Genomic DNA, 13285 nt, shown 5'->3' with positions numbered 1-13285 from the left:
AGAAGTGAACACAAATTCAAAAATTGAACATAGAATCAAAAAATGGCCTATAAACGCTCCGCCCTGATGGAAGAACGCCTTGCCGGCGCCCGTGAACGCATCCTGCTGGCGACCCGTGCGCTGGTGGCCGCCGGCGGCTACCGCAATGCGCCGGTGACCGCCGTGGCGGCCGAGGCCGGGGTGTCCACCGGGCTGATCTACCGGCACTTTCCTTCCAAGGCCGAGCTGTTCGTGGAGGTGCTGACGGCCGCGGTGGACCACGAGCTGCGCATCTTCGAGGCGATCGCGGCAGAGCCGTTGCCCGCGCCCGAGCGCCTGCGCCGGGCGATCACCGCCTTCGTGCGCCGCGCGCTGGCCGGCCCCGGGCTGGCCTATGCCTTCATCGCCGAGCCGGTGGATCCGGAAGTGGAAGCCGAGCGCATCCGCTGCCGGCGCCTGTTCGGCGACGTGTTCCGGCGCATCGTCGCCGATGGCGTGGAAGCAGGCACCTTCCCGCCGCAGGACACCCATGTGGCCGCAGCCTGCATCGTGGGCGCGTTCACCGAGGCGCTGGTCGGCCCGACCGCACTCAGCCGCGACGCGCACGGCGATGAAGATGCGCTGGTCGAGTCGATCTGCATTTTCTGCCTGCGTGCCGCCGGCGCCTGACTCGCGCCGATGCTGCATTGCGACACCGGCGGGTCGCTTGCGCAGCGCCGCCGACGCTGGTCATACTCGGCCGACAAGCCGTGGTCCAACGACTACCAGCCAGGGGTATAGAGAGTGCGGAATTACGACCTCGAGTTCCTGAAACGCTTCTCCATGGTCATCGCGCTGCTGATGGCCATCACACTTGGCCTGATCATCTTCGCGGCCTACCTGCACACCAGCATTCCCCCTGAAGTCTCGCCGATGGCGGCCAAGCGCACCGAGCAGCGCATCGCGCCGGCCGGTGCGGTCTACGCCGGCAGCACCGGTGCCGCCGCGCAGGCTGCCGCCCATGCCGCCGCGCTGGTCAAAGCCGCCTCGCAGGTCGCCTACGGCGGCACCACCGACGGCAAGGTGATCTTCGACAACCTCTGCACCGCCTGCCATACCAATGGCGTCGGCAATGCGCCGACCCTGGACCACAGCCATTGGGATGCGCGCATCGCCCAGGGCAAGGACACGCTCTACAAGCACGCGGTGGAGGGCTATACCGGCCCGGACGGTGGCATCATGCCGCCCAAGGGCGGTAATCCGGCGCTGACCGAAGAGCAGATCCATGCCACGGTCGACTGGATGCTGGCCAACCTGAAATAACGGCTTTGCCGGATCAGGTCACCGACGCCGCCGAAGGGCGGCGTTTCACGTTATGTGGTTAGCCTTGTCGCACTTCCCTGGAGTCCTGCTTCCGATGCGCCGTACCCCCCTCGTGTTCGCTCTCGCGCTGGCGTTGTCCGGCGCGGTCCATGCCGCCCAGCCGCAGCCCGCCACCTCGCCGCAGGTGCGTCCGGCGCCGACCTCGTCGGCCACGGTCACCCTGACCGCGCCGCCCACCGACTGGCGCACGCTGGATGGCCAGCAGGTCCGCATCGCCGCGCCGCTGACCCTGGCCGGCACCGATGGCCTCTCGCGCTTCGGTGAGCTGACCGTGGCCTTCGGCGGCCGCCTCTGGCAGCCGAGCGAAGTGGCCGCGCCCGGTACTGCGGGGCACGCGCAGGTGGTGGCCGACAACCTGCACCGCCGGCTGGTGCTCGACGATGGCAGCGACGCCCGCGACCCCGGGCCGGTGGCCTACCTGCCGGCGGCGGCGAACCTGCGCACCGGCATGGTCCTGCGCAATGTGGAAGGCGTCGTCCGTATCGATCCCAAGGGCAACACGCGTCTGCAGGTGAGCCGTCCCCTGAACCTGCCGGCACTGGAGCGCCCGGCAGTCCCGGTGGTGGCTGGCGCCCTGCACGTGGCCGCGTTCAATCTGGAGAACTTCTTCAATGGCGACGGCCAGGGCGGTGGTTACCCGACCCTGCGTGGTGCGCGCACCCTGGCCGAACACCAGGCGCAGAAAGCCAAGCTGGTCGCCACCATCAACGCCCTGGGTGCCGATGTCGCCGCGCTGATGGAACTGGAGAACGATGGCTACGGCCCGCAGTCGGCGATTGCCCAGCTGGTCGATGCGCTCAATGCGGACCGGGGCCAGGGTGCCGACTGGCGTTTCATCAACGCGAAGCAGGGCCCCGGTGACAACCCGATCCGGGTCGGTATCATCTACCGCGCCACGCGCGTGACCCCGGTCGGCGCCCCCGCCGTGCTGGAGAAGGAGCCCTTCGGCGAACGCAGCCGCGTGCCGCTGGCGCAGGCCTTCCGTGCGGGCAAGGGCGCACCGTTCGTGGTCGTGGCCAATCATTTCAAATCCAAGGGTTGCTCGGAAGCGACCGGCGCCGATGCCGATCAGAAGGACGGCCAGGCCTGCTGGAATGCCACCCGGGTCGCCTCGGCCACGCTGCTGGACCAGTGGCTGGCGACCGACCCGACCGGTGCCGGCACCCGCGATGCGGTGCTGCTGGGCGACTTCAACGCCTACGCCATGGAAGATCCGATCCGCACCCTGCACGCCGCCGGCTGGCGCGATGCGTTCGCCGTGGCGAAGGTCGAACGGCCTTACAGCTACGTCTACAACGGCATGACCGGCCGGTTGGATCACGCGCTGTTGAGCCCGGGCATGGCCAAGCGCCTGCGTGCGGCGGCAGAGTGGCACATCAACGCCGATGAAGCCGACGATGTGGGCTACCGCGACCGCAACGAAGCGGGCCCGTGGCGCAGCTCGGACCATGATCCGCTGCTGCTGGGGTTTGATCGCTGATACCGCGCGGGTGCGCCGGCACGCCCGGCCACCGTCGCGTTGCCCGGGTAGTGCCGGCCGCTGGCCGGCACCGCATCAACCAGTTACCACGTGCCCCACGCGATCAACCCGATCGCCACCACGGCCAACGCCAGGCCCACCCGGTTCCACACACTGGTGCGCTCGCCGAAACCGACGATGCCCACCAGCGCACCCAGCACCACCACGCCGATGTTCATGCCGGCAAATACCACCGCCGGGCTGTCCGGCAGGTGCTGGTGGGCGCGCACGTAGAACAGGATATTGCCGAAGTTGAGCAGGCCGAGCAGGGCGCCGCCGACCCCGTTGCGCCACTGCAGGCGGGCGATGCCGCGCAGGTGGCGCCACAACTGCAGCAGGAACATCAGCACGAAGGCCAGGCTGAAACTGGCCAGCAGCGCAGCCATCGAGGGCGTGCCCGACAACGCCACCTTCTTGAGCAGGATGTCGACCAGCGCATAGCCCACCCACACCGCCAGCAGCCATGGCCAGGCCCGCCCACCGGAGGGCTCGGCCGCACCAGCGCGCGGGCGCACGCTGATGCCCAGGATCGCCAGCAGGCCCAGCCCCAGGCCGGCCAGCTTCCAGCCGTTGGCGCTCTCCCCGAACACCAGGAACGCGGCCAGCAGCGAAAGCAGCAGCGACAGCCGCTGGGCCACGTCGCTGCGCACGATCCCGGCGCGGGTCACCGCGCGGGCCATCATCAGGAAGATCGCCGGCAGCGCCACGGCCAGGCAGAGCAGGGCGGCCCACGGCGCGTGCGGGGTCTGCAGCGAGGCCAGCGAGGGCTGCAGCAGCACCGCGCTGAGCACGCTGGCGACCAGATAATTCCAGGTCACCACCTGCGGCATGTCCAGCCGCTGGCGCGGCGCCAGCTTCAGCAGGACCGAGACCAGCACGCTGCAGAAAACGCTGAAAACCAGATAGTGCATGTACGGACCCGGCGGGAGCGGCGGTGAAGCACGCGGAGGGACGGTATTATGACGCCATGCACAATCCCCCATTTCCCCAAGAAAGCGGTGCGCTGACGCTGGCCGGACCGGTCGGTCCGCTGGATGTCGTGGTTGATCTGCCCGAGGCCGGTGTCGCGGTGCAGCCGGTGGTGGCGATCGTCTGCCATCCGCTGTCCACCGAGGGCGGCAGCATGCACAACAAGGTGGTGACCATGGCCGCGCGCTCGCTGCGCGACCTGGGCATCGCCACCGTGCGCTTCAACTTCCGCAGCGTCGGTGACTCGGCCGGCACGTTCGACAACGGCGTGGGCGAGCAGGACGACCTCAAGGCCGTCGCCGCCTGGGTCCGTGCGCAGCGGCCGGGCCAGGCGCTGTGGCTGGCCGGTTTCAGCTTCGGCGCCTACGTCTCGCTGCGCGCGGCGGGCGACCTGCAGCCGACCACGTTGATCTCGATCGCACCGCCGGCCGGGCGCTGGGATTTCGAGGGCATGCAGCCGCCGGCCCAGTGGCTGGTGATCCAGGGTGAGGAAGACGAGATCGTCGATCCGCAGGCGGTCTATGACTGGCTGGACGGCCTGGACGCACCGCATGAACTGGTGCGCATGCCCGATACCAGCCACTTCTTCCACCGCAAGATCGTCGACCTGCGCGGCGCGCTCATCCATGGCGTCAAGCAGTGGCTGCCGGTTCCCGCGCCCGACGCGGCCCCCGACGCGGCATGAGCGGCACCGTGATGACCCCGTCGCAGCGCTACGCCGATGGCGTGGCCCGGGGCGAATGGCAGAACGACCCGGCCCAGCACGCGGCCCTGGCCGAGCTGGACCGCATCCATATCGCGCTGGTCGACAGCGCGCAGGATGGCTGGCTGGATCGCCTTTCCGCATTCTGGAAGAAGCCCGAGCCGGTCAAGGGGCTGTACTTCTGGGGTGGGGTGGGACGCGGCAAGACCTTCCTGGTCGATCTGTTTTACGACGGCCTGCCGATCGAGCAGAAGTACCGCACCCACTTCCATCGCTTCATGCGCGGCATCCACGAGCGCCTGCGCGAGCACCAGGGGCAAAGCGATCCGCTGGCGAAGATCGCCCAGGAATGGCGCAGCAAACTGCGCGTGCTGGTGCTCGACGAGTTCTTCGTCACCGATATCGGCGATGCGATGCTGCTGGCGCGCCTGCTCGAGCGCATGTTCGCCGAGGGCGTGACCCTGGTGACCACCTCCAACACCGCGGTGGAAAACCTGTACCTCAACGGCCTGCAGCGCGACAGCTTCCTGCCCGCGATCGGGCTGCTGCAGACCTACTGCGTGGAACTGTACGCCGAAGGCACCGAAGATTACCGCATGCGCGCGCTGACCCGCTCGCCGGTGTACCAGTCCCCGATCGATGCCGGCAGCGATGCCTGGCTGGCCGGCCGCTGGGCCGAGCTCAGCGGTGGGCAGCCGGCCAAGGCGGGCAACATCGAGATCGAAGCGCGCAAGATTCCGGTACGCGGCCGCGGCAAGAGCATCGTCTGGTTCGATTTCAAGGCGCTGTGCGAAGGCCCGCGCGGCCCGTCGGACTACATCGAGATCGCGCACGAGTTCAACACCGTGCTGCTGGGCGACATCCCGCACTTCGACAAGCTCAACGAAGATGCTGCGCGCCGCTTCGTCAACCTGATCGACGAGCTGTACGACCGCCACGTCAACCTGGTCTGCACCGCGACCGATTCACCGGTCGGGCTGTATTCCGGCGTCCGGCTGCAGGGCGCGTTCGAACGTACCGCCTCGCGCCTGATTGAAATGCAGAGCGCCGAGTACCTGGGCACCCCGCACCGCGCGTAATCCCACGCCGGGCCCGGACAGGCCGTGATGTAGATCCACGCCATGCGTGGATGTTCTCTACAACGGCGGTAACACCAGCGCGTCCCCGCGCGGCTGTTCGTGCGCGATCGGCGCGGTCGCGTCCTTCTCGCGGTCCATCACCATCATCGCCAGCGGCTTGCCCTGGTAGCGCACCTCCAACGACTGCTGGATCGCATCCAGCGCCAGCACCTGGGTGCACAACGACCGGGCCTGTGCCTCCAGCGCCTGCCCTCGGACGTCCATGCGACGCTCCAGGTCGGCCTCCATCTTCTCGGCGCGCGCCTCGATCCGATCCGAGCCGCCGGTCAGCATCGTCCACATCACCCCGCGGGCAAGCGAGGCCGACATCGACTCGGCCGCCTGCTCGATGCGCGCCTCGAACTGTTCGCCGAACAGATCCTGCTCCCAGATCCCGCGGCCCAGCGTACGGCCAACGTAATCGTGGGCATCCCTGCGCAGCCCCTCCACCTCGCGCGCCTTCCGGCGGCTGCCGGTCATGATCTCCACCGTGGCCCCCAGCGCATCGAAGGCGATGTCCGTGGCCTCCCCGGCCACCCCGGCCACGGCAGGCACCAGCTGGCGGGTGCCCCACTCGAGCTGGCGCAGGCGCTGGGCATCGGCGTCGCTGACCGGGATCGGCTGGCGATCGATGTTCAGTTCGCCATCGTGGAAGAAGATCTCCGCCGGCACGTGGTCGCGGTTGCGCAGCCAGATCCCGCCGCTGTCCACCAGCACGTTGTAAGGGGTGCTTACCCCGCACTGGCGCGAGGACAGTTCCGGCCCCTTGCTCTCGCCGGCAGCGGTGGTGCCAGCCAAGGTCAGGCCCAACATCAGACAGCCGGTCAGGGGCAGGCGCATGGTCGCGTTCATATAAAGGAGACGCATCGGAGCGTGGCACCCCGGGGCGTCCCCGGCGCGGGTCGGAAGTCACCCTGACCGGCGGCCATTCGTTAGAGTCGCGTGAGGCCCGCTGTTCCGTTTTTCGTGCCCCTGCGTCGCATCCCGGATCGGCGTTTCGGCCTTGACTGCGCACTCGCTTTCGACAGGTCCAGACCGTTCGTCGGACGCCTTCCCGGCCCGGTCCTTGCGCCGCAAGGGATTAGGGAAATTCACTACATTTGGCGTTGACGACACCTGGTACCCCCACTATCTTGTGGCCGTCGGTACCGCCGACCACAAGTCGACGGGCGTATCGCCTTCACGCCGATGGCCTGAAGACCTACTGACAACCGCACGAAGTACAGCGTGTGGTGCCGGTCGCAGGATTCTCCGGGGGGAGAGGACCGGTGACGCAGGGGAACCGCCCGCAGGCTTGCCTGCCCGGGTCGCGGCTCCTGCGACGCCGATAGTCCACCCTGAGCATCTCTGCATCGGTTCCGGCGCCTGCCAGGCAGACCCACGCTGTACCACCCCAAATCACGCCAAGAGGAAAACGCCGTGAGCACCGAAACCAGCGCAGCTATCGATAAGGAAAGCGAATTCCTGCTGACCTCGCCGCCCACGGCGACCGCCATGAGCGTGACCAAGCGCAATGGCACGACCGAACTGGTGGACCTGAACAAGATCGTGCGCGCCGTACAGCGCTGCTGCGAAGGTCTGCATGCGGTGGATCCGATGCGCGTTGCGACCCGCACCATCTCCGGCCTGTACAACGGCGCGACCACCCAGGAGCTGGACGAGCTGTCCATCCGCACCTCGGCGCTGCTGATCGGTGAAGAACCCGAATACGGCCGCCTCGCCGCGCGCCTGCTGGCCAACTTCATCGCCAAGGAAGTGTCCGGCCAGGAAATCCATGCGTTCTCGCAGTCGGTTGGCCGCGGCCACGAAGTGGGCCTGATCAACGCGCGCCTGCTGGAGTTCGTGCAGGTCAACGCGCGCAAGCTCAACGACGCGATCGATCCGTCGCTGGACCTGCATTTCGATTACTTCGGCCTGCGTACCCTGTACGACCGTTACCTGCTGCGCCATCCGCACACCCGCAAGGTGATCGAGACCCCGCAGCAGTTCTTCCTGCGCATCGCCAGCGCGCTGAGCGAAGACGTGCCGGAAACCCTGGCGCTGTACAAGCGCATGGGCAACCTGGATTACCTGCCGTCCAGCCCGACGCTGTTCAACTCCGGCACCACGCATGAGCAGCTGTCCTCGTGCTTCCTGCTGGATTCGCCGCAGGATTCGCTGGAGTCGATCTACGCCAAGTACGGTGATATCGCCCAGCTCTCCAAGTTCAGCGGCGGCATCGGCGTCAGCTACAGCCGCGTGCGTTCGCGTGGTTCGCTGATCAAGTCGACCAACGGCCATTCCAACGGCATCGTGCCGTGGCTGAAGACCATGGATTCCTCGGTCGCCGCAGTGAACCAGGGCGGCAAGCGCAAGGGCGCGGCCTGCGTGTACCTGGAAACCTGGCACGCCGACGTCGAGGACTTCCTCGAACTGCGTGACAACACCGGTGACGAATCGCGCCGTGCGCACAACCTGAACCTGGCCAACTGGGTGCCGGACCTGTTCATGCAGCGCGTGGAGGCCGACCAGGAATGGTCGCTGTTCGATCCGAGCGTGGTGCCCGAGTTCACCGATCTGTTCGGCGAAGCCTTCGAGCAGGCCTACCTGCAGGCCGAAGCCCAGGGCAAGGCCCAGCGCACGATCTCCGCCCGCAAGCTGTACTCGCGGATGATGCGTACCCTGGCCGAGACCGGCAACGGCTGGATGACGTTCAAGGACAAGTGCAACCGCGCCAGCAACCAGACGCTGCGCCCGGGCAACGTGATCCACCTGTCCAACCTGTGCACCGAAATCCTGGAAATCACCTCGGCCGAAGAGACCGCGGTGTGCAACCTGGGCTCGATCAACCTGGGCAATCATTTCGATGGTCACGGCGAGTTCGATTTCGACAAGCTGGCCGACACCGTGCGCCTGGCCGTGCGTCAGCTCGACCGCGTGATCGACCTGAACTTCTACCCGATCGAAACCGCCCGCCGCGGCAACCTGCGCTGGCGTCCGGTCGGCCTGGGCTGCATGGGCCTGCAGGACGTGTTCTTCCGCAAGCGCCTGGCCTTCGACAGTGCCGAAGCCCGTACGCTGTCGAAGAAAATCGCCGAGACGATCTACTTCCACGCCCTGGAAACCTCGTGCGAGCTGGCCCAGGAACGCGGCAAGCACCCGTCCTTCGCCGACACCCGTGCGGCCAGCGGCGAGCTGCAGTTCGATGCCTGGAACGTGGTGCCCGAAGACACCGCGCGTTGGGATGCCCTGCGTGAGCGCATCAAGGAACACGGCCTGCGCAACTCGCTGCTGATCGCGATCGCCCCGACCGCGACCATCGCCTCGATCGCCGGTTGCTACGAGTGCGTCGAGCCGCAGGTGTCCAACCTGTTCAAGCGCGAAACGCTGTCCGGCGACTTCCTGCAGGTCAACCGTTACCTGGTGAACGAGCTCAAGAAGCTCGGCCACTGGACCCCGGAAATGCGCGACGCGATCAAGCTGGCCGAAGGCTCGATCCAGGGCATCACCCAGATCCCGGAAACGCTGCGCCACGTGTACCGCACCGCCTGGGAACTGCCGATGCGTTCGCTGATCGACATGGCCGCCGACCGCGGCGCATTCATCGACCAGTCCGCCTCGCTCAACCTGTTCATGGAAAGCCCGAACATCGGCGCGATGTCCTCCATGTACATGTACGCCTGGAAGCAGGGCATCAAGACCACGTACTACCTGCGCTCGCGTCCGGCGACCAAGATCGCCAAGACGACCGTCAGCAGCTACACCCCGGTCGAAGCCGTCGCCTGCTCGCTGGAAAACCCGGAAAGCTGCGAGGCGTGCCAGTAACCAAGGCGTGCCGGCCCACCGGGCCGGCACCGCCGGGTACGCCGACCAACGTCGGCGCCTATCCGGGAACACCGGTTCCGCCGGAAAAATCACACATCCGGTAGCGACCGACCGTTGGTCGGTCGTTGCCAAGAAGGACGAAACACCATGGCCGACAAGCCTCGTCAAATGCTGCTCGATCCAGGTTTCGAACTGACGTTGCGCCCGATGCGCTACCCGCAGTTCTATGACATGTATCGCAACGCCATCAAGAACACCTGGACGGTCGAGGAAATCAACTTCCAGATCGACATCAGCGACCTGCACGGCAAGATGTCGCCGGGCGAGCGCCACCTGATCCACCGCCTGGTCGCGTTCTTCGCCACCGGCGATTCGATCGTGTCCAACAATCTGGTGCTGAACCTGTATCAGCATCTGAATGCGCCGGAAGCGCGCATGTACCTGTCGCGCCAGCTGTACGAAGAAGCGCTGCACGTGCAGTTCTACCTGACCCTGCTCGACAACTACCTGCCCGATCCGGACGAGCGCGCCAAGGCGTTCGACGCGGTGGAGAACATCGACTCGATCAAGAAGAAGGCGGACTTCTGCTTCAAGTGGATCGACTCGATCCAGAACCTGAAGCGCATCGAGACCCGTGACGAGCGTCGCCAGTTCCTGCTCAACCAGATCTGCTTTGCGGCGTGCATCGAGGGCCTGTTCTTCTTTGCAGCTTTCGCCTACGTGTACTACTTCCGTTCGCGTGGCCTGCTCAACGGTCTGGCCTCGGGCACCAACTGGGTGTTCCGCGACGAGAGCGCGCACATGGAGTTCGCCTTCGAGTGCGTGGACGTGATCCGCGAGGAAGAGCCGGACCTGTTCGACGATGCGATGAAGCAGCAGGTGTATGACATGCTGGCCGAGGCGATCGAGTGCGAAGTGCAGTTCGCCGAGGACGTGCTGTCGGGCGGCGTGGCAGGCATTTCGACGCGTGACATGCGCCAGTATCTGCAGCATTGCGCGGACAATCATTTCCATCGCCTGGGCATGGAGAAGAAGTACAACGTGCGCAATCCGCTGAGCTTCATGGAGCTGCAGGACGTGCAGGAGTTGACCAACTTCTTCGAGCGCCGTTCGTCGGCCTACCAGGTGGGCGTGAAGGGCGAAGTGTCGTTCGACATGTCGTTCTGATCTGACGCTCGCGTCGTGATTCCGAAGAGCCCCGGACCTGTTCCGGGGCTTTTTCGTCTGCGCTCTACGCGACCCATCCACCCCCCTGTCGTATCATCCGCGCCACCCCACCACTCCCGGCCCCCGCCATGACCCCGATCCCCGAAACCATCCCGCCCATCGAAGTCCGCATGGCCGAGATCGTGTTCCCCAACCACACCAACCACCTGGGCACTCTGTTCGGTGGCCAGGCACTGGCCTGGATGGACAAGGCGGCGTTCCTGGCCGCGGCCCGCTACTCGCGCCGCACCGTGGTCACCGCGCGCTCGGACCAGGTCGATTTCAAGCTGCCGATCCGCATCGGCCAGATGGTGGAAACCGTCGGCCGCATCGTCGAAGTCGGGCGCAGCTCGATGAAGGTGGAAGTGGAACTGATCGCCGAAGATCTCCACACCGGCGAGCGCAAGCTGTGCACGCGCGGGCACTTCGTGATGATCGCGCTGGATGCCGACGGCCACCCGACCAGTGTCCCGTCGCTGCCGGGTGACATCCCGGGCCCGTAAGCGGCTGCCGATCTCCGGATTGCCTCACCCCCCCTGCGCCCCCATCTGCTGTCCATGAGCACACCTCTCGCCGAGTTCATCGACCGCGCCCAGCGCCTGTTCGTGCTGACCGGCGCGGGCTGCAGCACCGATTCGGGCATCCCGGATTACCGCGATGCCGATGGCCAGTGGAAGCGGACGCCGCCGGTCACCTATCAGGCATTCATGGGTGAGCTGGCCACGCGCCAGCGCTATTGGGCGCGCAGCCTGCTGGGCTGGCCACGGTTCGGTTGGGCCCAGCCGAACCGCACGCACGCCGCGCTCGCTGCGCTGGAAGCGCGTGGCCAGGTCGAGCTGCTGCTCACCCAGAACGTCGACCGGCTGCATCAGCGGGCCGGTAGCGAAGCGGTGATCGATCTGCATGGTCGGCTGGACCAGGTGCGCTGCATGGGCTGTGAAGCGCGTACGCCGCGCGAGGCGTTCCAGCAGCGGCTGTTGGCGCTCAACCCGGGCTGGGAGCACCTGGAGGCCGCACAGGCGCCAGACGGCGATGCTGATCTGAACATCGATTTCTCGTCCTTCCAGGTGCCGGCCTGCCCGGCCTGCGGCGGCGTACTCAAGCCGGATGTCGTGTTCTTCGGTGAAAGCGTGCCGCGTGAGCGCGTGGCCACCGTTCACGACCATCTGCAGCGCGCCGATGCGGTGCTGGTGGTCGGCTCCTCGCTGATGGTCTATTCCGGCTTCCGCTTCGTGCAGGCCGCGGCCCAGGCCGGGTTGCCGATCGCCGCGCTCAACCGCGGGCTTACCCGCGCCGATGCGCTGCTGAGCCTGAAGGTCGACCAGTCCTGCGCCGACGCGCTGGCCTTCCTGCTGCCGGGGACCGCCACCGCCTGAGCCGCTGCGAAACACTGATCCACTGGCACGGTTGCCTCCGCCGCCGCACAGGAGTGCAATGGCGCCCGGTTCCATTTCCTCTTCCCGAGTTCCCCCCTTGAGCCAGCTCTTTTCCTCCATTTCCTTCGGCCCGCTGTCCCTGCCCAACCGCATCGTGATCGCGCCGATGTGCCAGTACTCCTGCACCGACGGCCTCGCCAATGACTGGCACCGCATCCACCTCGGGCAGCTGTCGCAGTCCGGCGCCGGCCTGCTGATCCTGGAAGCCACCGCCGTGCTGCCGGAAGGCCGCATCAGCTGGGCCGATCTGGGCCTGTGGGATGACGCTACCGAAGCCGCGCTGGCCTCGGTCGTGGCCTCGGTCAGGCAGTGGTCGCCGATGCCGCTGGGCGTGCAGTTGGGCCATGCCGGCCGCAAGGCCTCGGTCAACAAGCCGTGGGAAGGCGGCGGCGCGATGGACCCGTCCGATCCGCGCTCGTGGCCCACGGTCGCGCCGTCCGCTCTGCCGTTCGCCAAGACCGATCCGACGCCGACCGAACTGGACCTGGCCGGCATCGATGCGATCGTGGACGCCTTCGCGGCGGCGGCCCGTCGCGCTGAACGCGTCGGCATGGACCTGATCGAGCTGCATGCCGCGCACGGTTACCTGCTGCACCAGTTCCTGTCGCCGCTGAGCAACCGCCGCGAGGACGAATACGGCGGCTCGCTGGAGAACCGCATGCGCCTGCTGGTGCGTGTGTTCGATGCGGTGCGCGAAGCGGTGTCCGATCGCATTGCCGTCGGTGTGCGCATCTCCGCCAGCGACTGGGTGGCCGGCGGCTGGGATATCGAGCAGAGCACGACCCTGGCGCACGTGCTGGACGCGCGCGGGTGCCAGTTCCTGCATGTCTCCAGTGGCGGCAATGATCCGCGCCAGCAGATTCCGCTGTCGCCGGGCTACCAGGTGCCGTTCGCGCAGGCGATCAAGGCGCACAAGCTGCGCATGCCGGTCATCGCGGTGGGCCTGATCACCGAGCCCTCGCAGGCCGAGTCGATCCTGCGCCATGGCCACGCCGATGCGATCGCGCTGGCCCGCGGCATCCTCTATGACCCGCGCTGGCCGTGGCATGCCGCCGCCGCACTCGGCGATTCGGTGGCACCGGCACCGCAGTACCTGCGCTGCGAACCGCGCGAAGCCCGCGGCGTGTTCATCGCCCCGGAACGCTGACCCGAGAAAGGTCGTGCCGGCCGCTGGCCGGCATCCGGGTGG

General features: G+C 67.0%; 12 protein-coding genes. 10 read left to right on the top strand and 2 right to left on the bottom strand.

The features are described 5' to 3' along the window. The first annotated feature begins 42 nt into the window (after window positions 1-42). From PV764_RS17715 to PV764_RS17705, 3 genes are all read left to right on the top strand, one after another. A complete protein-coding gene (locus PV764_RS17715; protein ID WP_019184849.1) occupies window positions 43-648 on the top strand; it encodes a TetR/AcrR family transcriptional regulator in 606 nt (201 codons plus the stop codon). Between the two features lie 114 nt (window positions 649-762). After that, a complete protein-coding gene (locus tag PV764_RS17710; protein ID WP_019184848.1) occupies window positions 763-1281 on the top strand; it encodes a c-type cytochrome in 519 nt (172 codons plus the stop codon). 94 nt (window positions 1282-1375) lie between these two features. Further along, on the top strand, window positions 1376-2821 hold the full coding sequence (locus PV764_RS17705; protein ID WP_399619816.1) for an ExeM/NucH family extracellular endonuclease: 1446 nt from the start codon (window positions 1376-1378) through the stop codon (window positions 2819-2821). Between the two features lie 83 nt (window positions 2822-2904). Here the strand turns inward: PV764_RS17705 and PV764_RS17700 are convergent, their stop codons facing one another. Next, the gene (locus tag PV764_RS17700; protein WP_399619819.1) at window positions 2905-3771 is read right to left on the bottom strand and encodes an EamA family transporter; all 867 of its coding nucleotides are present in this window, start codon (window positions 3769-3771) and stop codon (window positions 2905-2907) included. A 56-nt stretch (window positions 3772-3827) separates the two neighbouring features. On the opposite strand from PV764_RS17700, the gene PV764_RS17695 reads away from it, so the two are divergent. Next, complete coding sequence (locus PV764_RS17695; RefSeq protein WP_399619822.1) at window positions 3828-4514, top strand: alpha/beta hydrolase; 687 nt, start codon at window positions 3828-3830, stop codon at window positions 4512-4514. Then, window positions 4511-5611, top strand: a complete 1101-nt coding sequence (zapE, locus tag PV764_RS17690) for a cell division protein ZapE (protein WP_421117185.1) — start codon at window positions 4511-4513, stop codon at window positions 5609-5611. The genes PV764_RS17695 and zapE overlap by 4 nt, the downstream gene beginning before the upstream one ends. A gap of 57 nt (window positions 5612-5668) precedes the next feature. Here zapE and PV764_RS17685 read toward each other — a convergent pair whose 3' ends face one another. After that, complete coding sequence (locus tag PV764_RS17685) at window positions 5669-6490, bottom strand: DUF2884 family protein (RefSeq protein ID WP_421117184.1); 822 nt, start codon at window positions 6488-6490, stop codon at window positions 5669-5671. Window positions 6491-7069: 579 nt separating this feature from the next. On the opposite strand from PV764_RS17685, the gene PV764_RS17680 reads away from it, so the two are divergent. The 5 genes from PV764_RS17680 (at window position 7070) to PV764_RS17660 (ending at window position 13243) form a co-directional block, all read left to right on the top strand. Further along, a complete protein-coding gene (locus PV764_RS17680; protein ID WP_019184841.1) occupies window positions 7070-9454 on the top strand; it encodes a ribonucleoside-diphosphate reductase subunit alpha in 2385 nt (794 codons plus the stop codon). A gap of 147 nt (window positions 9455-9601) precedes the next feature. After that, window positions 9602-10621 (top strand): ribonucleotide-diphosphate reductase subunit beta, encoded by a 1020-nt coding sequence (locus PV764_RS17675; protein WP_019184840.1) that lies wholly within the window; start codon window positions 9602-9604, stop codon window positions 10619-10621. 128 nt (window positions 10622-10749) lie between these two features. Continuing rightward, on the top strand, window positions 10750-11163 hold the full coding sequence (locus PV764_RS17670; protein WP_019184839.1) for an acyl-CoA thioesterase: 414 nt from the start codon (window positions 10750-10752) through the stop codon (window positions 11161-11163). 54 nt (window positions 11164-11217) lie between these two features. Continuing rightward, window positions 11218-12036: an NAD-dependent protein deacetylase gene (locus PV764_RS17665; RefSeq protein ID WP_102788836.1), complete on the top strand. Its 819-nt coding sequence runs from the start codon at window positions 11218-11220 to the stop codon at window positions 12034-12036. 58 nt (window positions 12037-12094) lie between these two features. Beyond that, window positions 12095-13243, top strand: a complete 1149-nt coding sequence (locus tag PV764_RS17660; protein ID WP_421117183.1) for an NADH:flavin oxidoreductase/NADH oxidase — start codon at window positions 12095-12097, stop codon at window positions 13241-13243. Window positions 13244-13285: the final 42 nt, after the last annotated feature.

This window comes from Stenotrophomonas sp. AS1, from assembly GCF_048957655.1.
Lineage (GTDB): Bacteria > Pseudomonadota > Gammaproteobacteria > Xanthomonadales > Xanthomonadaceae > Stenotrophomonas > Stenotrophomonas bentonitica_A.
This window is presented reverse-complemented; position numbering and strand designations above follow the sequence as displayed.

Coding starts and splice junctions, on each gene's coding strand:
- PV764_RS17660 (WP_421117183.1), top strand. CDS start 12,095: ATGGCGCCCGGTTCCATTTCCTCTTCCCGAGTTCCCCCCTTGAGCCAG.
- PV764_RS17665 (WP_102788836.1), top strand. CDS start 11,218: ATGAGCACACCTCTCGCCGAGTTCATCGACCGCGCCCAGCGCCTGTTC.
- PV764_RS17685 (WP_421117184.1), bottom strand. CDS start 6,490: ATGCGCCTGCCCCTGACCGGCTGTCTGATGTTGGGCCTGACCTTGGCT.
- PV764_RS17705 (WP_399619816.1), top strand. CDS start 1,376: ATGCGCCGTACCCCCCTCGTGTTCGCTCTCGCGCTGGCGTTGTCCGGC.
- PV764_RS17675 (WP_019184840.1), top strand. CDS start 9,602: ATGGCCGACAAGCCTCGTCAAATGCTGCTCGATCCAGGTTTCGAACTG.
- PV764_RS17670 (WP_019184839.1), top strand. CDS start 10,750: ATGACCCCGATCCCCGAAACCATCCCGCCCATCGAAGTCCGCATGGCC.
- zapE (WP_421117185.1), top strand. CDS start 4,511: ATGAGCGGCACCGTGATGACCCCGTCGCAGCGCTACGCCGATGGCGTG.
- PV764_RS17695 (WP_399619822.1), top strand. CDS start 3,828: ATGCACAATCCCCCATTTCCCCAAGAAAGCGGTGCGCTGACGCTGGCC.
- PV764_RS17700 (WP_399619819.1), bottom strand. CDS start 3,771: ATGCACTATCTGGTTTTCAGCGTTTTCTGCAGCGTGCTGGTCTCGGTC.
- PV764_RS17715 (WP_019184849.1), top strand. CDS start 43: ATGGCCTATAAACGCTCCGCCCTGATGGAAGAACGCCTTGCCGGCGCC.